The sequence below is a fragment of the Leptospira montravelensis genome, from assembly GCF_004770045.1.
GTDB lineage: Bacteria > Spirochaetota > Leptospiria > Leptospirales > Leptospiraceae > Leptospira_A > Leptospira_A montravelensis.
Map to the genome: position 1 here is coordinate 1 of NZ_RQFO01000004.1, position 21,311 is coordinate 21,311.

The 21,311-nt window shown below is 40.6% G+C and carries 23 protein-coding genes; 13 read left to right on the forward strand and 10 right to left on the reverse strand.

Annotation, left to right across the window (positions count from 1 at the left end; genetic code table 11):
- Positions 1-553 precede the first annotated feature (553 nt).
- From EHQ31_RS00815 to EHQ31_RS00830, 4 genes are all read right to left on the reverse strand, one after another.
- A complete protein-coding gene (locus tag EHQ31_RS00815; protein ID WP_135568642.1) occupies positions 554-2,848 on the reverse strand; it encodes a DNA polymerase domain-containing protein in 2,295 nt (764 codons plus the stop codon).
- 21 nt (positions 2,849-2,869) lie between these two features.
- Positions 2,870-3,127: a DUF8156 family protein gene (locus tag EHQ31_RS00820; protein ID WP_135568644.1), complete on the reverse strand. Its 258-nt coding sequence runs from the start codon at positions 3,125-3,127 to the stop codon at positions 2,870-2,872.
- Position 3,128: 1 nt separating this feature from the next.
- The gene (locus tag EHQ31_RS00825) at positions 3,129-3,734 is read right to left on the reverse strand and encodes a P-loop NTPase family protein (protein ID WP_135568646.1); all 606 of its coding nucleotides are present in this window, start codon (positions 3,732-3,734) and stop codon (positions 3,129-3,131) included.
- 119 nt (positions 3,735-3,853) lie between these two features.
- On the reverse strand, positions 3,854-4,231 hold the full coding sequence (locus EHQ31_RS00830; RefSeq protein ID WP_135568648.1) for a hypothetical protein: 378 nt from the start codon (positions 4,229-4,231) through the stop codon (positions 3,854-3,856).
- Positions 4,232-4,658: 427 nt separating this feature from the next.
- Between EHQ31_RS00830 and EHQ31_RS00835 the strand changes: the two genes are divergently transcribed.
- Complete coding sequence (locus tag EHQ31_RS00835; protein WP_135568649.1) at positions 4,659-5,222, forward strand: penicillin-binding protein activator LpoB; 564 nt, start codon at positions 4,659-4,661, stop codon at positions 5,220-5,222.
- Here the strand turns inward: EHQ31_RS00835 and EHQ31_RS00840 are convergent.
- The 3 genes from EHQ31_RS00840 to EHQ31_RS00850 are packed head-to-tail and all read right to left on the reverse strand — an operon-like array spanning position 5,210 to position 9,264.
- A complete protein-coding gene (locus tag EHQ31_RS00840) occupies positions 5,210-6,496 on the reverse strand; it encodes a hypothetical protein (RefSeq protein ID WP_135568651.1) in 1,287 nt (428 codons plus the stop codon). The two genes, EHQ31_RS00835 and EHQ31_RS00840, sit on opposite strands and share 13 nt — an antisense overlap.
- Before the next feature lie 32 nt (positions 6,497-6,528).
- A complete protein-coding gene (purL, locus tag EHQ31_RS00845) occupies positions 6,529-8,775 on the reverse strand; it encodes a phosphoribosylformylglycinamidine synthase subunit PurL (protein ID WP_135568653.1) in 2,247 nt (748 codons plus the stop codon).
- Between the two features lie 9 nt (positions 8,776-8,784).
- Positions 8,785-9,264: a flavin reductase family protein gene (locus EHQ31_RS00850; RefSeq protein WP_135568655.1), complete on the reverse strand. Its 480-nt coding sequence runs from the start codon at positions 9,262-9,264 to the stop codon at positions 8,785-8,787.
- A 104-nt stretch (positions 9,265-9,368) separates the two neighbouring features.
- Here EHQ31_RS00850 and EHQ31_RS00855 point away from each other — a divergent pair, with 104 nt between their 5' ends.
- The 4 genes from EHQ31_RS00855 to EHQ31_RS00870 are packed head-to-tail and all read left to right on the forward strand — an operon-like array spanning position 9,369 to position 12,835.
- Complete coding sequence (locus EHQ31_RS00855; protein ID WP_135568658.1) at positions 9,369-9,743, forward strand: Fur family transcriptional regulator; 375 nt, start codon at positions 9,369-9,371, stop codon at positions 9,741-9,743.
- A gap of 41 nt (positions 9,744-9,784) precedes the next feature.
- Positions 9,785-11,611, forward strand: a complete 1,827-nt coding sequence (mutL, locus tag EHQ31_RS00860) for a DNA mismatch repair endonuclease MutL (RefSeq protein ID WP_135568660.1) — start codon at positions 9,785-9,787, stop codon at positions 11,609-11,611.
- Between the two features lie 59 nt (positions 11,612-11,670).
- On the forward strand, positions 11,671-12,276 hold the full coding sequence (locus EHQ31_RS00865) for an RNA polymerase sigma factor (protein ID WP_004784002.1): 606 nt from the start codon (positions 11,671-11,673) through the stop codon (positions 12,274-12,276).
- A 4-nt stretch (positions 12,277-12,280) separates the two neighbouring features.
- Positions 12,281-12,835 carry an LIMLP_12425 family protein gene (locus EHQ31_RS00870; RefSeq protein ID WP_135570902.1) on the forward strand — a complete coding sequence of 185 codons (555 nt, stop codon included), beginning with the start codon at positions 12,281-12,283 and terminating at the stop codon, positions 12,833-12,835.
- A 3-nt stretch (positions 12,836-12,838) separates the two neighbouring features.
- On the opposite strand, the gene EHQ31_RS00875 is transcribed toward EHQ31_RS00870, so the two are convergent.
- Both EHQ31_RS00875 and hpf read right to left on the reverse strand, forming a co-directional pair.
- Positions 12,839-13,711, reverse strand: a complete 873-nt coding sequence (locus tag EHQ31_RS00875) for a hypothetical protein (protein WP_135568662.1) — start codon at positions 13,709-13,711, stop codon at positions 12,839-12,841.
- Positions 13,712-13,719: 8 nt separating this feature from the next.
- Positions 13,720-14,007 (reverse strand): ribosome hibernation-promoting factor, HPF/YfiA family, encoded by a 288-nt coding sequence (gene hpf, locus EHQ31_RS00880; RefSeq protein ID WP_135568664.1) that lies wholly within the window; start codon positions 14,005-14,007, stop codon positions 13,720-13,722.
- Between the two features lie 103 nt (positions 14,008-14,110).
- Here hpf and EHQ31_RS00885 point away from each other — a divergent pair, with 103 nt between their 5' ends.
- The 3 genes from EHQ31_RS00885 to EHQ31_RS00895 all read left to right on the forward strand — a co-directional run bounded on the left by EHQ31_RS00885 (position 14,111) and on the right by EHQ31_RS00895 (position 16,727).
- Positions 14,111-14,866, forward strand: a complete 756-nt coding sequence (locus EHQ31_RS00885) for a hypothetical protein (RefSeq protein ID WP_135568666.1) — start codon at positions 14,111-14,113, stop codon at positions 14,864-14,866.
- The gene (locus tag EHQ31_RS00890) at positions 14,866-16,452 is read left to right on the forward strand and encodes a glycoside hydrolase family 57 protein (protein ID WP_135568668.1); all 1,587 of its coding nucleotides are present in this window, start codon (positions 14,866-14,868) and stop codon (positions 16,450-16,452) included. The genes EHQ31_RS00885 and EHQ31_RS00890 overlap by 1 nt, the downstream gene beginning before the upstream one ends.
- Before the next feature lie 68 nt (positions 16,453-16,520).
- Positions 16,521-16,727 carry a hypothetical protein gene (locus tag EHQ31_RS00895; RefSeq protein ID WP_135568670.1) on the forward strand — a complete coding sequence of 69 codons (207 nt, stop codon included), beginning with the start codon at positions 16,521-16,523 and terminating at the stop codon, positions 16,725-16,727.
- A gap of 65 nt (positions 16,728-16,792) precedes the next feature.
- Here the strand turns inward: EHQ31_RS00895 and EHQ31_RS00900 are convergent, their stop codons facing one another.
- A complete protein-coding gene (locus EHQ31_RS00900; RefSeq protein ID WP_135568672.1) occupies positions 16,793-17,230 on the reverse strand; it encodes an SET domain-containing protein in 438 nt (145 codons plus the stop codon).
- A 105-nt stretch (positions 17,231-17,335) separates the two neighbouring features.
- Here EHQ31_RS00900 and EHQ31_RS18775 point away from each other — a divergent pair, with 105 nt between their 5' ends.
- From EHQ31_RS18775 to EHQ31_RS00920, 5 genes are read left to right on the forward strand one after another with little or no spacing between them, the layout of a single operon-like run.
- On the forward strand, positions 17,336-17,488 hold the full coding sequence (locus EHQ31_RS18775) for a hypothetical protein (RefSeq protein ID WP_167481617.1): 153 nt from the start codon (positions 17,336-17,338) through the stop codon (positions 17,486-17,488).
- A 23-nt stretch (positions 17,489-17,511) separates the two neighbouring features.
- Positions 17,512-17,979, forward strand: coding sequence for a 6,7-dimethyl-8-ribityllumazine synthase (ribH, locus tag EHQ31_RS00905; RefSeq protein ID WP_135568674.1), 468 nt, complete (start codon positions 17,512-17,514; stop codon positions 17,977-17,979).
- Complete coding sequence (gene nusB / locus EHQ31_RS00910; protein ID WP_100743287.1) at positions 17,976-18,398, forward strand: transcription antitermination factor NusB; 423 nt, start codon at positions 17,976-17,978, stop codon at positions 18,396-18,398. The genes ribH and nusB overlap by 4 nt, the downstream gene beginning before the upstream one ends.
- A gap of 8 nt (positions 18,399-18,406) precedes the next feature.
- A complete protein-coding gene (locus EHQ31_RS00915) occupies positions 18,407-20,509 on the forward strand; it encodes a tetratricopeptide repeat protein (RefSeq protein ID WP_135568677.1) in 2,103 nt (700 codons plus the stop codon).
- Entirely contained in the window at positions 20,506-21,309 is an 804-nt protein-coding gene (locus EHQ31_RS00920) for a class I SAM-dependent methyltransferase (RefSeq protein WP_135568679.1), read from the forward strand. Before EHQ31_RS00915 ends, EHQ31_RS00920 begins: the two co-directional genes overlap by 4 nt.
- The last annotated feature ends 2 nt before the right edge of the window (positions 21,310-21,311 follow it).

Below are 21,311 nucleotides of genomic sequence, written 5' to 3' on the forward strand. Positions count from 1 at the left end.
TCTTATCAAATTGTTTATATAGAACTTGTTGGAATTCGTTCATAGTATAGATTTTTAGGGCATTGCATATAACGACACCTATTTTTGTTTTAGTTAAATGTCGATATTGGGTTAGTTTCTGGAGTTCTTCTTCGTTTAATATACAATTTCAGTTGCTTATTGAATAGCGTATCAATGTTGAGTATTGCTCAGATTTTGTTGACGTGTTATCAGTTATTTTTTGTAAATTTCTGTATTTCGTTTATTCGCACAATTGCTACTTTTTTCTGCTATATTAAGGTTTTATTCTGCTGATTTATTATGAGACATAATCTATAGTTTTGGTTTTTTTATTTTTGTTAGGGCGTAGCTCCGCCCCCTGAGTCCCAGTAGGTGAAAAACGAATCTGAGTCTTTTTTGTAATGGGGTGAGTGCAAACGTTTTTTAAATCGGCTTTAGAAATTCTCATCTAACATGCTTTTTTTATTTTGTATTTTGTGATTTTTTTTTCGATTCATGCAATAAAAGTAAATTTGCATATTGTAATGGATTTCATTTTTTCTTTTGTTTGGTTCTAAAATTGAAATGGTAATAACGGTTCGTCGCTAATGAGTTCATTAAAGTTATTGAAAGTTGCGATGCTTATCCAGATTTCTTTGAACGAGGAAAGTAATAATTTTCGGTAATGGTTTTTGTCGTAGATCAGAATGTTTGTCTGGTATTTTGTTTCTATTCTTTCTTCTGTTTTGTATCTTTCTCCTTTTCGTTCCGACTGTTTGTTTACTACCAAATAACGAATTTTTTCACCAGCTTGGACATGAATTCCCATTTCTAAAAGGTCTTTGACTGCCACTGCACTCGGGGCATCGACACTATAACCCTCTGGATCTTGAGATGTGGATCTGAGGATAAGGAGGTCCTTCCAGTGAACTTCTCCTTTTGAAAGAGGGGTATCAAATTTTTTGAAGATTTCTAAAATTTCATCTTCATGTGATTGCATTTCCGCTATGGTTTCAAACTGACACATCCATCGAATCATTTCATCTTGTGCTACCTTTATGTAACGAGGAAAGTCTTTTCTTCGAATGGCAATTCCCCTTCCTTTGAAGTGGCCGCTGATGAACCTTCCCATATAACGGTTAGCAACTGGCATTTTTTCATCTTGAGTGGATGGTGGAAAAGATAACCAAGAAAAGATACCTTCCACTTCCATTGTTATTTTTGTTTTTTGTTTTATCGTTTCACAAATTTCTAAGAGGTTTTTTTCGTTAATGGGTGATTTGTCTTTTTTTTGAATGAAGATACAATCGGTAATGGCATGTACTAAGTTGTAACCTTGGTCTTCTGCAATTTCTTTTGCCATAAGTAATTTTTCTCTTCCGAAAGCGGTGACAGCTTCATGGCTTTCTAGTTTTCCAAATTTTGCATTCCGGTAACCCAGATAACCGAAAGAGGTAACCAACATCCATTTTAAACTGGATTGTTTTTGTTCGATGTAATGTTTATTGATAATGTTTTTGTCCTTGATTTGTTTTTTGTAATGAGTCCTACGTTCGATGATATGCGCTAGTGCCAAAGAAACAACTCCGTTTCTTTTTTTGCAGATTCTATATCCAAGGGAAGGAACTCTTTCGATTTCGGAATCATCTTGGCAACATAAACAGTTGATGGTTTCGGGAGATATATTGTGTGTCACCATTACGTTGGGATACATTTGAGAAAAATCTAATTGAGCCACATTTTCTAATACAAAACCGTTTTGAATGTCTGCTTGAAAAACTAACCCACCTTTGTCGGCATTTAAAAGATCCAATGCTGTTTTTGGGGCTTCTAATGCACTTTTTTGCCAAGGAACAAGATAGTTCAATCTTAAGGCCACATCGACTTCAATGTAAGTGAGAGCTTTTCCTGTGGATGCTCTTGCCATTTTTTGGATTGGTAAACGAGAGATTCGAGCCAGTTCGATGATTCCCATAAGGTCGGCTTCTTTATAAACAAAACCGTTTTTTGAATCAATATGCCAGCGACCAAAAAGTGGGTAACTGGGGGCTCTGAATACGATGGTTCCGTAGGTATTGAAGCTAGTTCCTTGTGTTTGTATGGAGCGCCTGATGATGCTTGTTTTATCTCTATCAAATTCTGTTGTTAGGTGGTTGTCTTGTGAAGTTTTGAAGAGGTAAGGAAATAGGATTTGATCGCCGTAGGCTGTGAGAACAATATCGGGATCATGTTTTATAAAGATTTGATTTAATTTTTGGATTAAGTTTTTAGAATCATTTGTGGGTAGTTTGTACTTGTCGGAATGAGTTTCTACAATGAGTGTATTATTCCCAAGAGGAATCCTGTGGCTTTTTTCTAGGTAAAGAGAAACAGTTCTGAAGTTTGGGATTTCGTAATCTAAGTCTGTGATATTTGTGAAACTTTGAATTTTTTTGATTTGGTTTAATGCATTTTTTGTTTCATAGCTGACTTCTAAATATGCCAGTGGGTAAATTTCTTTTTCTACCATATAACCTGTGGTAATTTCTATATCTGAGTGATAGATATCGTATTTTCCATAGAGATAAAAAAGTTTTTGGGTGATTTTTGGTAAGAGTTGTGGTTTGGAGATTACTAATTTTAGTACAGAAACTGTTCTATTTTCATAAAACAGTTGTTTTTCTACAAAGGTTGGAATTTCTGCTAAGGCATCCAACTCATAGAATCGTTTGACTAACTTTTGGAGAATGTTTTGGGGTGCGTCAATATAGATTGTTGGTAAAAACTCATCGGAGAATAATCTTAGCTCTCCTTCAAGAGACCTTAACCAAAGGTAAATTTTTTGTTCTGAGTGGTAGATATCAAACAGGTAACCTTTGAATGTTTCCATAATTTTTTTGTTTTATTGTAGTCATTTGTCTGGGATTTTTTTTAGGCCTTTCTTAATTTCGTTCACTTCTTTTTTTAAATCGATAAGCATGGTTAGGATCATCGAGTCAATGGGGTATGGCAATGAGGCCATAACACCAGCTTGCACTTGTAATTTGGAGATTCTGATGAGATCATCGAAGATTTCTTGGTCTTGTTTGCGGAGAGACCTTCGAAAGTCTGATAAGTTCTCTTCTATTTGTAACATCTGGCGAGAATAGGGGGCAATGGTTCTTCCCATATTATATTCCTGTAATTGAAGTTTTTCTTGTACGAATGCGAGAAAGGCCTTTGTCTGTTTTTAATTCCCAGAGGTTTTGTGTGGTGCGTAGTAGTTTGGGAAAAAAGAGTTGAAAGTTTTTGTGGGAATAGGTCCAGGATTCGATGATGAGTAGGGGAACATCTTCGTTAGGAAATTTTTCAATTAATTGTAACATCAAGTTTAACAAAAACAGGCCTTCGTCTTCTTTGACATCCCCATCTAAAAATTGTTTGCAAGGAGCTAACAGAAAGTAAATGGTGTTTTCTTCTTTTGTGGTAAGGATGGTTTTTAGTGCATCTAAGATTTGATAGGGGGTGAAAGCTCTTTGGACTTTAATTTGTTCTAAAAACGGTTCTGGTTGTAAATATTGTTTTCTGGTTTCTTCAGCAATGGTGAAGGGGTTGAACCGAATGGCACAGTCTAAGTTGAAAACTTGAAACCCAGAACAAACTAGGGCATATTGCCAAAAATGAGCGAGGCGGTACATTCCTCTCTCTCCGGTCAGTAAACCTAAATCCCTCTGGTTCCAAGTCTGAATGGGTTCGTAGACATTGGTTGAAACTTGAGATTGTTCCGTTAGATCCATAATTACTATTTATATGTGTAGTAAAAATATGTAAAGTGTAATTTGTATGATCGGGAATGAGTATGGGAGTGGGAATATTCTAGAGGCCTTGTGGGCCTCTAGCGAAAAAAGGCTAGGACTTAGAGTGGGGGAACTTCTTGGACGGTTTTGATTCCAGTTACAAAGTAACTTGTTTCGGCAAAACAACTAAAGGGAACTCCCACATGTTCTTCATATTCCAAAACCACTCGTTTGCCAATGGATCCATTCAATTGTTCCGCAATGGCTTCATCACGAACACTGAAGAAAAACTTTTCTGTCATTGTTCCTGGCATTGTGACAAGGGCCATTTCCCCTTCCCAAGTTTTGCAAATCCAACCTTTTTTGGAAAGTTTTTGGATGTATCCGGCACGGTCTCCCTCGGAGTAACTCCACTGGAGAGTGAGCCAAGTATAACCCGCAAACAAAAGGGCAACCAGGATAAGGAAGAAACTAAAACGAATTAAAAATTTACTCATAATTTAATCCAGAAGTATCGTAAACGAAGGGAAAGTTTCAAGACAATATTTGGGGTGGGAGCTTACAATTTTGCAAATACAAATGGTTTCTCCTGCGCCAGGGCTACGAAGGGCTTGGTCTGGCCCAAGGCCAGACGGGAGCGAATGCGGACCCCGAAGTGTGCCCGGTCCCTTTTGGGGATTGATTCAACTCCACTAACAGAGTGGAGGCGCCCCTAAACAAAGAAAAAAGGGCGTGAGTCAAAATATGAACTTTTTGAATCAAATTTTTTTCGAGGTGTCGAATGGGGTGGCAAAATTTGGCCGTTCGTGATAAGTGTGAACCATTGGGTGGCGGGTCTAGTTCCCCACCCTCAGATCCGGCGGGGATACTATATTCACACAATCTTTCTTGCCAAACTCACGAACCCCCACCAAACTCTCCCCAATGCGCCTTTTATTATTTCTCATTTTCTTTTCATTTTTATTTGTTAGCTGCTCTTCTGTTTCCTACCAAAAAATAGACAAAGCCAAGGCCACCAAACAGTGGGGAGTTTTGGAAGTAAAAGAAACGGCTCGTAGTATGAGCCATTCCTTATCTAACTATTATAAGTCAGATTTGAAATCTGGGTATTTAGAGTGGAAGGCAATCCAAAATTCTACCTCAGAACATATTGATACAAAACTCATTAGTAATGAAATTTTAAATCAACTTACAAAAGATAAAATTCCGTTTGTGGATACTTCCATTCGAGAGGAAGCAAGCGCCGAGATGGCTTTTGGAAAAACGGGCATGGTTTCAACTGATTCGCGTTTGGCGGTAGGAAAGTTTAAATCACCTTCTCATAAAATAAAAGGTGAAATTAATGAAGTGGTAAATTTCGAATCGGGGTCTCGCATCCAATACATTACAGTGACACTATTTCTTGTCAGTATGGAGACCAATCAAATTGTTTGGTCAGAACAAACCAACTTTTTAAAAACAAGTAAAGTAGAAGGTTATGGCCTCTGAATGTCTGGGAAAAAACCAAATCGAACTTTTACTTTTCCCAAAGCAGGACTTAGCATATAAGGTAAGGTTTCAGGATTCATTTGAAGTTTTGGTGAGATGAGAGCAGACCTTGATTTTCCGATCCAAACATATTCTGGAAAAAAACGAACATAACGGTATTCGTCGGAGACATCTAAATCTTTTTTCATATTCCTTCTTGCATCATCGTAAGTAGTAGCAATCCAATCGGCACCGAGTTTAACACCATAGGCCATGATGACGATTCCCATTCCGATAGCATCACCCGAATGTGCTTCGGCACCTAAGTAAGCAACACCGGCACCAAAGGCAACAATGGTAGCACTGGCAAGGATGGCACCTGTGACTTTCACCGTTCCCTTGGTTCCTTCTTTTAAGGCACTGGCAGAAACCAGTTGAAAATACTTAGAATCTTGGATGAGTTCGGAAATTTCATTATCGCGTGTTAGGTGTCTTTGATACCAACCAAGGGTATCTTTTTCTAAAACAAGTGCAGATTTTTTCTCACCATCGACGAGTGTGAGTGAAGATTGTTTACCAGATAAACGGAATTTTAGATTTCTTAGGCCTCGGATGAAGTTAAGATTCACCGACGGATCCATTTCTGGTTCTGCACCTGGTCCACCAAAAATCAAAATGAATTCTTCGTTTTTGTCGTACCTTTCGTTTGCCATTGCGCGAAGGGCAGTCGATTGGGGTTTGAGTTGGCTTGCTTTTCTAAAATCTACCTTTGCCTCATCAATGGAACCTGTGGAGAGCCAAAGAGAGGCGAGTAATAGGCGCAAGGTGGGATCATCAAATTGGCCTTCGGCACTCCACTCACCACTGAGTAAATTCCCGGCGAAACGTGCTTGGATTTTTCCTTTTTCATATTCTCCCACCCTTACATAATACAAACCAAGAAGGATATGTAGGTAAATAATTTCTGCTTCGGAGGCATAGTATCCTTCCTCAGTTTCCATATAGAAAAAAGATTTAAGCGATCTTGAGGCACTAAAACGAAGGCGTTCTTTACTTTCTTCCGCAATTTTTTCTAAGGTTTTGTAGTTTGTTTCCCCTTTTAAAAAACCTAAATGCGCCCGCTCCAGAACGGCAATAAAACCTTTCCTTTCTTCTGTGGGAAGGTAATCAATGGCTTTTTCTAGGTTAGCTTTTTTGTATGCACGGAGAGATTCTTCATATTCTTGTCGTTTGGCGATGCTTGTACATTGGATACAGAGTAGTAAAAAAACAAGAATAAGAAAGGATAGGCGCATTCGGCCTATCCTATTTAAAAATTTAGTTTTGTCTATTCGAAATAGGTTTTTAGACCAGATTCAAATTCTGTCTCTAAAGATTTAGAAGTCCATTCCCATTGGAATCCATTTCCTTTAACAGAAAGAGAGGATTTAGAATTGGATTTACCTAAAGTTGAAAAACCAAGTCCCGCCTGGGTATATTTTGCTTTGACTTTCTCTTCGTCTTTCACAAGAAAACTAATCACAAAGGATGCTCCTGTTTCACCAAAACAAAGTTCGTCGAGCCGTTTGAATCTTTTCTGAAGTTCTTCTAGGTTTACTTCCAATCCTCTATTTCCGGAAATTACAATTTTTGCAAGTGCTACAAGGAGTCCACCGAGTGACAGATCTTTTGCGGAAGTGAGAAGTCCTTCTTTGCGACAAGAGATGAGTGTATCAATACTTGCTTTTTCTTTGGCGAGAGAAATATTCGGAATTTTTCCCGTATCTAGACCATGAAAACGGTAAAGGTATTCTGATGCCGAAATTGTTGGTTGGAATTCTCCCACAAGGGCATACAAAACTTCTTCCTCTGTCCGCGGGTAGGTGTGAAGGCCTTTTGCCACATCATCAATCACTCCCACCATACCAATGGTAGGTGTTGGGAACACAGGTCCTTCTGGAGATTCATTATAAAAGGATACGTTTCCTCCGGTCACGGGAAGGCCAAGAAAACGACATGCATCCCCAAGTCCTCTCACACATTCACTAAAGATATAATAGTTTTCTGGGATGTATGGGTTTCCAAAATTAAGGTTGTTTGTGACTCCGTAAGGTTCTGCACCCGTAGAGGCTACGTTTCTTGCAGATTCACATACAGCAATTTGTGCCCCTTCGTATGGGTTTAGATAGGTATAACGCGAGTTACAGTCTGTTGCGACAGCAATTCCTTTTTTAGTTCCAGGGATGCGTACAAGGCCTCCGTCTTCACCAGGTTCTACCACTTTCACAAGTCCCACTTCTGTATCATACTGCTCATAGAGAGGTCGCCTCGAACTGATATTTAAAGAAGCAAGGAGGGTATTTAGAGTTTGGGAAACCGTGTCTTTGGATAAGTCATTTATTTTTGTTGGATCAAACTTTGTTACCTCATCGAGGTAAGTCGGTCTTTTTTCTTCTCTCACATACCTGGGAGCACCACCACCAAGGACCAGTGAGTCGGCTGGGATTTCTGCTTTGAGTTTTCCGTCTTTTTTAATGCGAAGGATTCCGTCACCGGTAACCGTTCCTATTTCCACGGCATTTAGGCCCCATTTATGAAAGATAGAAACTAGTTCTTCTTCTTTTCCCGTTTCTGGAATGACAAGCATTCGTTCTTGGGATTCGGATAACATAATTTCGTAAGCATTCATATCCGATTCACGGAGAGGGACTTTGTCTAAGTCCACATCCATTCCGGTTTTTCCTTTGGCACTCATCTCGGATGTTGCACAAGATATTCCGGCAGCACCCATATCTTGGATTCCTACAAGGAGATTCTTTTGGATGGCTTCCAGAGAGGCTTCCATCAGAAGTTTTTCCATAAAGGGATCACCGACTTGCACGGCGGATCTTTTTTCTTCGGATTCTTTGGTTAGGTCTTTGGAGGCAAAACTGGCCCCGTGGATCCCATCCCGACCCGTTGTGGCACCCACGATGTAAACTTTGTATCCTACTTTTCCTTTGGTTGAAGCAGAGGCCATTTGGTCATGTCGGGCAATTCCTACAGTCATGGCATTGACCAGTGGATTTTTGGTAAACGTGGGATGGATGAATAATTCGCCACCACCTACAGCAATCCCAAGTGAGTTGCCATAGTCTCCGATTCCTTTGACAGCACGAGTAAGCAAATACTTGTTACGTGGTTCTTTTGGATCACCAAACCTAAGTGAGTTGAGAGAAGTGATGGGACGAGCTCCCATTGTAAAAATATCTCGCATGATCCCACCAACACCAGTGGCCGCACCTTGGTAAGGTTCTACCGCTGTTGGATGGTTGTGGCTTTCGATTTTGAAGACAACGGCAAGTCCGTCGCCGATATCCATCGCTCCCGCATTTTCTTCTCCTGCCTGAGCGAGGAGTTTATCCGATTTTGTCGGTAGGGTTTTTAATTTTAAAATTGAATTTTTATAAGAGCAGTGTTCCGACCACATGGCGGAGAAAATTCCCAGTTCTGTGGAGTTAGGCATTCTTCCCAAGATCTTTTGAATTTCTACAAATTCAGTTTCCGTAAGACCATGTTCTTTTGCATCTTCCAGATTCACTTTCTCTTTTTCCATACTGATTCCTTAAACGAGTTCCCTATAATTTCGATTGAAGTAGAGGAGGGGAGAACCTTCTCTCGTGACCACTGCCTCCACAAGACCTATGAGGATCCAATGGTCCCCGGCATCAATAGTTTGGTTCACTGTACAGTCAAGTGAGGCCAAGGTATCCGGTAAAACCGGTGCACCGGTAGAAAGTGTTCCTGGTTTTAGTCCTTCCAAAACAACCGCTTTGTCCAGGGAACCAGAAGCAAAATCAGCGGAAATTTGTTTTTGTTCAGCAGAAAGAATATTCACCACGAAGTTTCCCGTTTTTTCGATGGGTTCTTTGGCACTGGAATCTTTTGCCAAACAGAATAAAACTAACGGCGGTTCTAAGGAAACAGAAGAAAAACTAGAAACAGTAATTCCTCCTTTTTTATTCGATGATGCATATGTAATCACACAAACGCCACTGGCCCAAAGAGAAAGTGAAGTTTTAAATTGGTCTATCGATGCCGGCATAAAGCCTCCGTATTGACAAATATCAATTTCTGGAAGGATTCTAAAATCCAATTTCCATTTGACCGACTGATAAATTGTAGGTGAACTTGGGTCAAGGGATTTGTATGAAAGCACTCACAAAACATAGAGAACTAATTTTTAACGACCTAAGAGAAAGAAAAGACCACCCCACAGCAAAGATGGTTTTTGAATCGGTAAGAGGAAAGGCTGACAAAATCAGTTTTGCTACTGTTTATAATTCCTTGGAATACTTGGTAGAACACAAGATGGTAAACAAACTCAATATCGAATCGGATTCGGTTCGTTATGATGCCTTTTTGGACAACCATTCGCATTTGCTCTGCACTGAATGTGGGAAGGTTTTGGACGTACCTCCTCTAAAACTCAGTGATGATGCGGATCTGCAAAGCCTAGGTTTCCAAGTCAAACACGTGGATATCGTGGTGACAGGAACCTGTTCTTCTTGCCATTCTCTGTAATTTTTTCTGGATAGGGAGGTTCCCTATCCCATGATTGTCCTATGGGCATCATTCATTCACTTTCGGCGGATCTTATCAACCAAATTGCCGCCGGAGAGGTGATTGAGTCTACCCATTCTATCCTCAAAGAACTCATCGAAAATTCTATCGATGCCGGTGCTAGCAAAATTGAAATTGCTACCGATTCAGCAGGTTTTGGACGTATCCTTGTCTCCGACAATGGACATGGAATCCAAAAAGAGGATTTGCCTCTTGCCATCAAACGTTATGCCACTTCCAAAATCCAAGACTTCCATGACTTAGAACATCTCTTTACCTTTGGGTTTCGGGGAGAGGCTCTTGCCTCCATTGCTTCTGTATCTCGGATGGTTTTGGAATCTGGTACTGAGGGAAACCGCACCGCTTACCGAGTCACAGTGGAAGAGGGAAAAATCGTAAAAGAAGAAGAGATTCCTTTTTTTCTGGGAACCAAAATTGAAATCAAAGATTTATTTTATAATACTCCCGTTAGGCGAAAATTCTTAAAAACCGAAACCGGGGAAGAGAAAAAAAACAGGGCCCGCGTCCAAACGATGGCAGTTTCTGAACCGAGTATTGGATTTAGGTATTTGCAGAATGGAAAGGAAGTTTTGAATGTGGTTCCAGAAGAAGGCCTAGAACGAGTGTTATCTGTTTATGGCGAAAACTTACGTGACCACCTATTACCAGTGAATTCCAGTCGGAATGGGATGACCCTTCGTGGTTGGATTTCTCATCCTGATTTTTATAAATCGTCTCGCACCGGACAATTTTTCTTTGTAAACAACCGTTCTGTGGAATTAAAGTTTTCAGCTCAAATTCTCAAACGTTGTTACGGGGAACTCCTTCCTAGTGGTGCCTTTCCTTACGCCTATTTATTTTTTGATCTCCCTCGTGAGTTTGTGGATGTGAATGTCCATCCCCAAAAAAAGGAAGTTCGGTTTTTATCTGAAGAAACCATCACAGGAATTCTATTCCAAGGGATCACAGAAGTTCTACGGACCTCGACCCCTGTGGAATTTTTAGAAATGCGCCGACGACTTTCTATGCCCATTCCTTATGAAAATCGGGGAGGGGAATCAACTTTTGGATCTGGATTCGGTGGCCCTGGATTTGGGTTTGGTGTTGGCCAAGGGATGTTTGGGAATCTCCAAACAGAGGGTGAGTCACTCATTGGTCCAAGTTCCATTGAAGGAAGACAAGGGTTTTCATTAGAAGGAATTGGTGCTGGAACCAACTTGCATTTATTAGGTGAAAATCTTACCAAGCACAATTTGTTTGTCCCAAAAAAACACTACGGAGTTTTATTTGAAACCTTCATTCTCGCAGAAGCAGAGGACGGGCTTTATATCATCGACCAACATACAGCCCACGAAAGGATTCGTTACGAAGAAGTTTTGCGAGACCTAAAGTCCAAAGCCTATAAATCCCAAAGCCTACTCACACCCATTCGTTTAGAACTCACGAAAGAAGAAGCGGAAGAAATGTTAGAAGAAAAACATAGGTTCTCCGAACTCGGGATCACTCTGGAACCATTTTCCGGGGGCACCATTCTCATCCGAGAAGTCCCATCTTATATCGATCCCGGTAAAGAAACCGAAACCATTTTGGATTTATGGGAAAGGTTCAAACAAAAAGACCCGGAAGACAAAGAACTCTATGATGAAATGGCCAAATGTGTGGCCTGTCGCTCAGCCATCAAAAAAGGAGACCAGGTCTCGGATCCCATCATCGGGGAATTGTTACAAAGATTGTCCTATTGTGAAAACCCCTCCCTTTGTCCCCACGGTCGGCCAACTCTCATCAAACTCACAAGAAAAGATCTAGAAACGATGTTTCATAGGATCTAAGCCAGAAGAAAGAACCGAAAAACATTGATAGAATTCTCGGATTCGAAATTCTAGGCCTCATGCCACGCCCCCTAGAAGGCAAAAATATGACCCTGCGGGAGAAGGAAAAAATCCTCCTCCAAAAAATCAAAGCAGGGGATCCGACTGCCTACATGACCTTAGTGTCCCCATTTCGGGAACGATTGTTCCGCAAAGCTGTCTCTATGGTAAAAGATGGAGACGATGCGGAGGATATCGTCCAAGACGCCCTGATTTCCGGTTATAAATCCATCCAAAACTTTCGCGCTGAGGCCGGAGTTTATACCTGGCTCTACCGCATTGTGGTGAATAAGTCCAAGGATTTACTTGCCAAGAAGAAAAGAGGTAGGGAAAAACCTATGGATGACTCGGGAGATAACCAATTTGTGGATTCTCGTGTCGGATATGAAAAAAAATTGGAACTTTCTGAAGAGTCTCGTTATCTAATGGATAAGATTGCACTCTTAGAAGATTCCTACAAACAGGTTTTGGAACTTCGTTATTTCGAAAATCTTTCGTATAACGAAATTGCTGAAATCATGGAATGTAATGTAGGTACGGTTAAGAGTCGTCTCTTCAAGGCCAAGGAGTTTTTGAAGCACCTCATCCAGAAAGACGAAAAGGGAGAAGGGTTCTTTGAAAAATAAGTTTATGAGTTTAAAAGATTGGTTTCGTTCACAATATCCGGGTCTCTTTACAGATGAGACAGACAATGTAGTTTTGGAAAATAAGATTTGTTCTCTTTTTCAAAGGGTTAAGGAAAAGGAAGATACCATCCTTCCGCGAATGTCCCAAGACTTTGACACACGTCTCCTGAACCTATTAGAATCCGTCACCTTTGACAAACCCAACCAAAAGATCTCCTTCACTTTTCGCGATTTAATCGAAAACCGAACGGTTCAATATTCTTTTTCTGCGGTGATGGCAATTAGCCTAGTGTTTGTTCTTGCCACTCGCAATTCCCAAGAGCCTACTCTTGCGGGGAATGACAGTGCTGGTGTTGTGATTGAACAAAACAACTACCAAAATGAACCTACCAGTCTTGATCTAAACGAATCCTTCCAAAAACGTGAGTTATTGGATCATTTACGTTCCGCTCCCGGTGCTGTGTATGGGCTTCGTGAATTAGAATTGTATTATGAAAAAACAGGAAGAGAGTCTGCTGCAGATGAACTTCGTCTTTTAATTGAATCTGTCGAAAGATAGATTTTAAACAAATCCCTTTGCAAATTGGACGGCGTCCCGAGAACGGATGTCGTCTGCCGAATGCAAAATGGCTAAAGCAAACTGCTCCATTCTTGCTTCCAAACGAAAACTTCCCCCACTTCTTTCTTTACTATCTGCCAGTCTTTTTAGTTCAGAAAACCAAATTTGGATCGTGGTTTCGTCTTTTTTAACAAGAGGACGAAAGATTCCTTCTCTCCAAGCAAGGACGGGAACCAGTTCCTTCATTTCGTCTTCTTTGGTAGTCATTTCAATGGCTTTTTGGATGAGAGTGAGAAGAGGCGGCCAACGAACGATGGTATGGGGAAAAAGTTGGGGATCATTTAAGAAAGCGGTGCGGTAGGTTTCGATTCCTTCTCTTTCATTTCCTGTCATCACTTGAGTTTCGGCTAAATAATACTGAAGTACGGGAGATTGTTTATTCCCTCCATAGAGTAATACTTCTAATGCCATTCCATAATCTTTAATTTTAATGAGGCAGATGGCAAGGTCACGTAACAAATCTTTGTCGAGAGCATTGGCACCTTCCCATTGGTAGGCAAGTTTTAGGTGGTCTCTTGCTTCTTTAAGGATACAATCTTGGGTCACTGAAAAACTTTCTGTATTTTGAAATCCACGTTTGCGGATTTCTGTTTCAAAATCGGCAAAAAATCCAAGGAGGAGTTTGCCTCTTTCTTTTCCTTCTCTGGTTTTTAGAATTAAATCAAGTCTATGGTCCCAAAAACTGGAAATATAATAACCACTGATGGAGGCAAGGTCAAGTGGATCCCTGTCCAGAAGTACGGAATAGAGAGACTTAGCAGTTTCAAACTCACCATTAGAAAGATAAGTGAGTGCTTCTTCCGACTTCTGAATCATATTAGAGATTAGTGTTGGCTTTTTTTATCGTGGTGTTTGCTTACTTGAGAAAGGATTTTGTCTTCCAATCCATCGATACAAACATATACATCTTTGTCTTGGTTGTGAGCGTTAAAATTGGTTCCATCAGCGTGTAACTTTAAGTTAGAGCTAATTTCTCCATGAATGGCTTCAAATGATACTTCGCAGGATACGATTTTTTGAACGTATTTTGTAACTCTTTCTAGTTTTTCATCCGCATATTTTTCAGCGGCTTCGGAGCGGTCTAAGTGTTTCCAGGTATAATTGATTTTCATAGTTTGTCCCAATTTGGTATGGAATGATTGTATTTTGGAAAAAAAGCAAACGTCAAATAAAAAAGAATTGAAGGTGAGTGTTTCTCATCTTTAAGCTTGGAGGATGGCAAATGAAGAGAAAAAAGTTGGCGCCAAAAAAAAGTCCGCCCCTAAAAAGAAACAGTCAGTTGTCAGCCCAAAAGAAAAACCAGTAATCACTGGTGAAAAGAAAGCCGTTAAAAAAACGGTAAAAAAAACAATTCCTCTTTCTCGGTCTGTTTCTCCTGTTCTCATTTACAACGATTCCAAATTTACAAAACATCCAGAAATACCAGGGGATGATCTTATGAGGGTTCTCATTCGGACACCTAAAGAAGCTTTTGTCTTTTGGAAATTTTCTGAGAAAACACTAAAGAATGTTTTGAACGACTTAGAATCTCCTTCCACTGAAGGTTTAAAATTCCGGTTGAGGGTAGAATATAAAAATATATTTGGAAGTGAACGAACTGAATTTTTTGATCTTCTTCCATTTACAGAATCATATTATTTAAAGTTTATGTTTCCAGTGAGAGAAATCCAAACTTCTATCATTGTTTCTTATCAGAAAAAAGAAGTTTCGGCTCTTCATACGAGTGGAAAAGATTTTCCTGGTGGATCCGAATCCTTTCGTTTGGATAAAGAATGGATTCATCCGCAATGGATAGAGATGGGGCTTGTTGCCAAGTGGGCAGGTAGTGATGAGTATTATTTTAAAGATGGAGATCCTTCCGAGTTTTATGTAAACCCTAGAAAAATGGGTGGCCCAGAAGGACAATCGAATCCAAACCAAGGGCCTTCCTCTATAGGGAATGGATCAGGATCAGGAAAAGGACTTTTGTAATGATTCATTTTGTAAAAGGGCATTTGGTATTTGTTTTACATGCCCACCTACCTTTTGTTAGACACCCAGGATACGAAACTCCCTTTATCGAAGAAAACTGGTTGAACGAGGCCATTCTTGAAACTTATATTCCTCTCCTCCGTGTGTTTCGGAATTTAAAAAAAGAATCAGTTCCCTTTCGGATCACCATGTCTTTTACGCCCACCCTCTCGTTAATGTTAACGGATCCCTACTTACAAAATGGATTTCGAAAGTACATAAAGAATCTAATAAGTTTAGCAAGTCACGAAACCAAACGGACAACATACGATCCTCATCTCAATTATTTATCCAAACGTTATTTGGAACATTTTTTAGATACTGAATCCATCTTTGAAGAAACAAATGGTGATTTAACAAAAAGTTTTCTTCCATTTATCGAATCAGGTGAGCTTGAGGCCATGACAAGTCCTGCTACTCACGCCTTCCTACCTTTTTATGATTCGGAAAGTTCGATCTTTCGATCTCAACTAAAGAATGGTAGGAGGACCTTTCGCCGTATTTGGGGAAGGGATCCCAAAGGCATTTGGCTTTCCGAATGTGGATACACACAAAAACTAGAAGAGGAACTCGACCGGGAAGGATTTCGGTATTTTTTTGTGGACACACATGGAATCACTCATGCAAGCCCAAGGCCTAAGTTTGGAGTGTATGCGCCGGTAGAAGTGGGACGCGGTGTTTTTGCTTTTGGTAGGGATCCGGAAAGTAGCAAACAAGTTTGGAGTTCTATCGACGGGTATCCCGGAGACTTTCGGTATAGAGAATATTATAGGGACATTGGACATGACCTTCCTTGGGAAGATATCTCCCCATACCTTCATTCCAATGGAGTAAGGATCAATACCAGCATCAAATACTTTCGAATCACTGGGAAAACCCAGGATAAAGGATACTACCATCCCGACTGGGCGATGGAAGCGGCAGGAAACCATGCGGAAGATTTTTTACGAAACCGCATCCGCCAAGCGGAATATTTATTTGAAACAAACAAACAACCAGCAGTCATCGTATCCCCGTATGACGCTGAGTTATATGGTCACTGGTGGTATGAGGGCCCGCAGTTTATAGAATTTTTATTTAAAAAAATTCACTTTAACCAAAACACAATTCAACTTTCCCACCCATTAGAGGCAGCCCGTGGCATCCCTAGGGTCCAATCAGTAGAAATGAAAATGTCAAGTTGGGGAGAAAATGGATACGGAGAGGTATGGCTCAATTCTACCAATGACTGGATTTATCCTCTCATCCATTCGCTGAGCATACGGATGCACAAAAGAGTCCATGAATTTGGATCGGGAACTGATTTACAAAAACGGATTTTGAAACAAATGGGCAGAGAGCTTTTATTATTACAAAGTAGCGACTGGGCCTTTATCATGAAAACAGGTACGATGGTGGATTATGCAGTGCGTCGTACCAATGTGCACTCCAATCTTTTTCTTAGTTTGGAAGGGATGTTAAACGGACCTGTGGACGAAGGAATCCTTACGGCCGCAGAAAATGAAAACAATGCCTTTCCCGACATCCGGATCGAAGATTTCTATTAGAATTCTTCTAAAAAATTTCTTGCCTGGGCAGGGGCGGGTAAGAGGCTTAACATAAGTCGGAGGGTTTTATGCCGAATGCATTTCGTTTTCCCTTGGTTCTTACAATGATTATCTTTTTTGCCAATCTTTTGGTTTGCCGTTTGGTACACAAAGAGAGTAGCGAAGGAGTGTTTCGGATGGATGATTCCGTGATCCGTTATGTAGAAGCATTAGAAGCAGCCGATGCCCACAAAGCTTCTTCCAAACCGTCTTTTGGAAATAACGATCTCCTCTAAGGAGATCTTCACATTTGTTTTTTATTTGGATTTGGGCCAAATGGATTTTGGCCCCAAATTGCTTCTTACTTTGGTTTGAAGTCCACATTGTCCCAGTAGTCCTTTCCGTAATCAAAAAATATTTCTGATCCTTCTGGGATTGTTTTTAATACCTTAAACCTGGCAGTTTTCCATCTGACAGATGTGACAAGTTCTGCGTTCGGTTTTGAGGAATGGTTGATATAACGGGTGTAATTGGATTCTCGTCCTTCCCCATAAATCCACCAGTCTTTGCAGATCCAAAGTAGATATTTTGAGTCTACGTATTTGTTGGATTCCGCTTGTTCATCGGTAATGATTTTACCCATGTAATAACCAACGGTATCTCCCTTGTATAATGTTTGTTTGGTGAATAGTCCCATTCCAATATTAGGAATAGAGGAAGGTTTTACAATAAAGTCACTCTCGGTATACACAACCGGTTTTCTTTTTTTGACCTTCTTTACGGATTTCTTTTTCTTCATTTTCTTCCTATATGACATAAGAGGAAAACAATTCTACCTTGTAAAGTCATTGGCATTTAAGATTGGATGGTTTGGCATCCGACCTTTAAGTTTAAGAGGGGATCTATGAACCGAGAACCACAAAAACTGAACGATGATAAAACCAATGTGGTAAATCTAGCGATCTACCGTGCCAAAAAAGCTTTGGAACGAGATGGGTTTGAGGTTGTAGAAAATCCAGACGGAAAGATTACCCTTGTCATTCGTCTTGCGAAATAACCACCTCCTAGGATTTTGGATACATGACAGCTACACTGGAAGGCACACGCATCGGAAACGGACAAAAACATTGTGTCATCGTTTCAAAGTTCAATGAATTCATTACCGAGTCTCTACTCAAAGGAGCCAAAGATGCATACAGACAACATGGAATCGCAGATTCCGATGTCACTGTCATCTATGTTCCCGGTGCCTTCGAACTTCCACAAACCGTAAAACGAGTTTTATCATCCAAAAAATACCAATTCTCTGCCATCGTATGCCTGGGGGCCGTGATCCGTGGTGCCACTTCTCATTATGATTTGGTTTCCGGCGAAGCCGCCAAAGTTGGGTCAGTGGCTGATGGATCAGTTCCTGTGATTTTTGGGGTCATCACCACAGAATCCATTGAACAAGCCATTGAAAGAGCCGGTACCAAAGCAGGAAACAAAGGATACGAGGCAGCCACCACAGCCATCGAAATGGCAAATCTTTTCAAAGAGATCGGATGAGTTCTAGACACCGCGGGCGAAGTCTCGCCTTAATGTGCCTCTACCAAATTGACCTGGTGGGAACCGACCCGGACCGGGCCATGAAATTCGATTGGTATGACAAAAAAATCACTCGTGAAGAAAAGGATTATGCTGTCTTTCTTGTGAAAGGAGTGGTCGAAAATCGAAAAGCGATCGATACTCTAATCAAGAAGTATTCGGAGAATTGGGAACTTTCGCGTATTTCCGTGGTCAACCGTTGTATTTTACGTTTATCAATTCTTAGTTTGCAAAAGGAACCTTTCCTTGCGGCCCCCGTTGTCATCAATGAAGCGGTCGAACTCACAAAAGAATTTGAAACAGACGAATCGGCACAGTTCATCAACGGATTACTTGATGCCTTCTATAAGAAGGAGATCGTAGCGAACAAACCCCAGTAAGAGAAAGAATGGATCCCATCCAAAAAAACCGGTTTCGTATAGAGGAACAATCCTCACAGCCAAGTTATTACCAGGAAGATCCATACTTACGGAACCTGGGTCGTGAAAAAGAAACCAATTACGAATCAGAAACCACGGCTCGTCGTCCTGTTTTATCTTTTCTATTTTGGTCTTTTCTTGTGATCCTTGTCCTTGGATTTTTAACCGCCGGTTACTGGTGGTATTTACAAAAAAAACAAAACCCAGAAGAGATCGCAAAAGCCTTAAAGAACCTTCCCACAGACAAAAAGGCACTGAACCTTCTTGTGGATAAACCTTACCTTCCTGATGATTCCGTAAATCCGAAACTCGCGGCCTGTCTCAATGCCTATCACAACCGTTATGTGAACCGAGTGGGAAATGTTTGTGAGGAATTTTTAAATTCACCAGGCAGTGACGAAGACAAATCCATCGCTCTTACCGTTCTTGGGGTGATGTATGATGAAGCCGGTCGTTATATCAATGCCATTGAACGATTGGAAAAAGCCATCCAATACGATTCCAAAAACTATTTTGCATTTTATAATTTATCTCTCGCATTCAAACATGCGGGAAAATTTGAAGAAGCAAGACGGGCCGCAGAAAGAGCCAAAGAAATTGCCCCGAACGATTACCGAGTGGCACTCCTCCAAGGAAATTTATTCCAAGAGATTGGAGATCCGGCCAGTGCCATCGAAGCCTACAAAGAAGGGCAGTCTTTGGCCCCGGCAGATGTTACCCTTACTTACAACTTAGCCATTAGTTATTTAAAACAAGGAAATATCGCAGAAGCCATTTCCGAATTCCAAAAGGTAGTACAAACAGCACCCAATTCCCAAACAGCCGTTTTGTCTTATGGCCATCTTGGAACTATCTTTTACCAAAGAGAAGATTATGATAGGGCTGAGTTTTATTTCAGAGAAGTGATTCGTTTGAAAACAAACGACGCGAAGTCTTACTATAACTTAGGTTTGGTGTATTTAAAAAAGAAAGTGCCAGAAGAAGCGGCCAAATACTTTCAGAAAGCCCTCGATTCCAATGCCAACGAACCAGAAGTGTATCGTTACATTGCAGATGCCTTTTTATCCATGGGCCAAACCAATATGGCCATCACTGCCTTAAAAAAAGCATTGTTACTGAAACCAAGTGACGTGGATTCTCTTTTTGCTTTGTCTGAGCTCTATTATAAAAAAGGGGAACTAGTAGAAGCCGAAAGTTTGTTTCGTAGGATCATTCGCCTCACGCCTGGAGATACGTATTCGGAAACCGCTTATGTAAACCTTGGAATCATTTTAGATGAGATGGAACGGTACTCCGAAAGTATTACTGCTTTTGAAGGGGCACTGTCCTTAAATCCCAAAAACCAATCTGCCTATTACAATTTGGGCCTTGCCTATTTACATGCCGGAAAACCTACGATGGCCATTGAGTCCCTTCGTAAGTCACAAGCCCTTGATCCAAACCATACACAGTCACGACTTGCGATCGCCGATTATTATTTAGAAAACCGTTTTTATTCAGAAGCCATCGCTGAATACGAAGAGGCCATTGCTTGGAAACCAGAACTTTATGAAGCCCGATTAAAACTGGCAGATGTGTACATCCAAACCAAAAACTATCCAGCCGCAGAAAAGATGCTCGTGTATGTTTTAGAAAATTCTAAAGATCCTAAAGAAATCAAATTGGCTCATAGAAAACTGGCTTTAAGTTATGCAAATAGCGGAAACTCTGGGTTATCAAAAAAAGCCAAAGAGGAAGCATTTCGTGCGACTCATATCGATCCCGAAGATATGGAATCAAGGCTTGTTCTTTCCAAAATTCTCATTGATTCAGGTTCTCTTGTGGACCGGGAAAAGGCGATTGAGGAACTCATTGTCATTACGCGCTCCGATGTCACACCTACCATTTCTTCCAAAGCCCATAATTATTTGGGAGTATGTTATTTTAAAAATGGGGAATTTAAAAGAGCACTTTCTAGTTTCCAAACAGCCATTGATCTAAACCCAAGCCTTACCGAAGCCTATGAAAACAAAAGGGCGGCTAGGGCTCAGTATGAAAAATCCCTCGAATCCAAAAAGAGAACGTATTTTTGAGTTTATTCGAATTTATCCCACATAAAAAATTTCCAGAGTATTATGAAGAATGCCAACATACAGGTGTTCTTCGGTATCTTCCTGCTAAACATAGAGAGTATGGGGACAGTTACTTTATGGAAGAGTATAAGTCCCAATACAAAAAATCCTATTACGAAGATGAACCAAACTTACTAGGTATGGCAAAACGTAGGCTCCACAATTTGGAATCGGTGGGGGTTAGTCCGATGGGAAAATCCCTTTTGGAAATTGGATCGGCGGCCGGATTTTTTTTGGATGAAGCAAGGAGTGCCGGTTACGAAACGCGGGGCCTTGAACTTTCTCCAAAGGAAGTGGAATATTCTAAATCCACACTGGGCCTTGCCGTAGACCAAACTTCTGTTTTGTCAGTGGAAAGTCATTTATGGAAACATTCTTTTGATGTCATTGCCGCCTTTTTTGTCATTGAACATATTGAAGATATAGAAGGGCTTTGGAAACGACTAGGGGATTGGATTCGGCCTGGTGGGCATTTGTATCTCGCGGTTCCTTCTAGTTTTGGCCCCAGTTTCCAAACCAATCCCAAGGAATGGTTTTTAACCCATCCGTCTGACCACTTTTTTGACTACTCTGTTCACTCATTGAAAAAACTCTTGTCAATCCTTGGCTTTGAGGTGAACTATGTAAGACCTATGTCGTATCACTCCTACCGGGATTTAGGGCCTAGAGGCAAACTCCCCGAATGGCTGTATCGCCTCTATGCAAACCAATTTGCCTATGGTGATACCATCGAACTAATCGCCAGAAAATTAAAACACTGAAA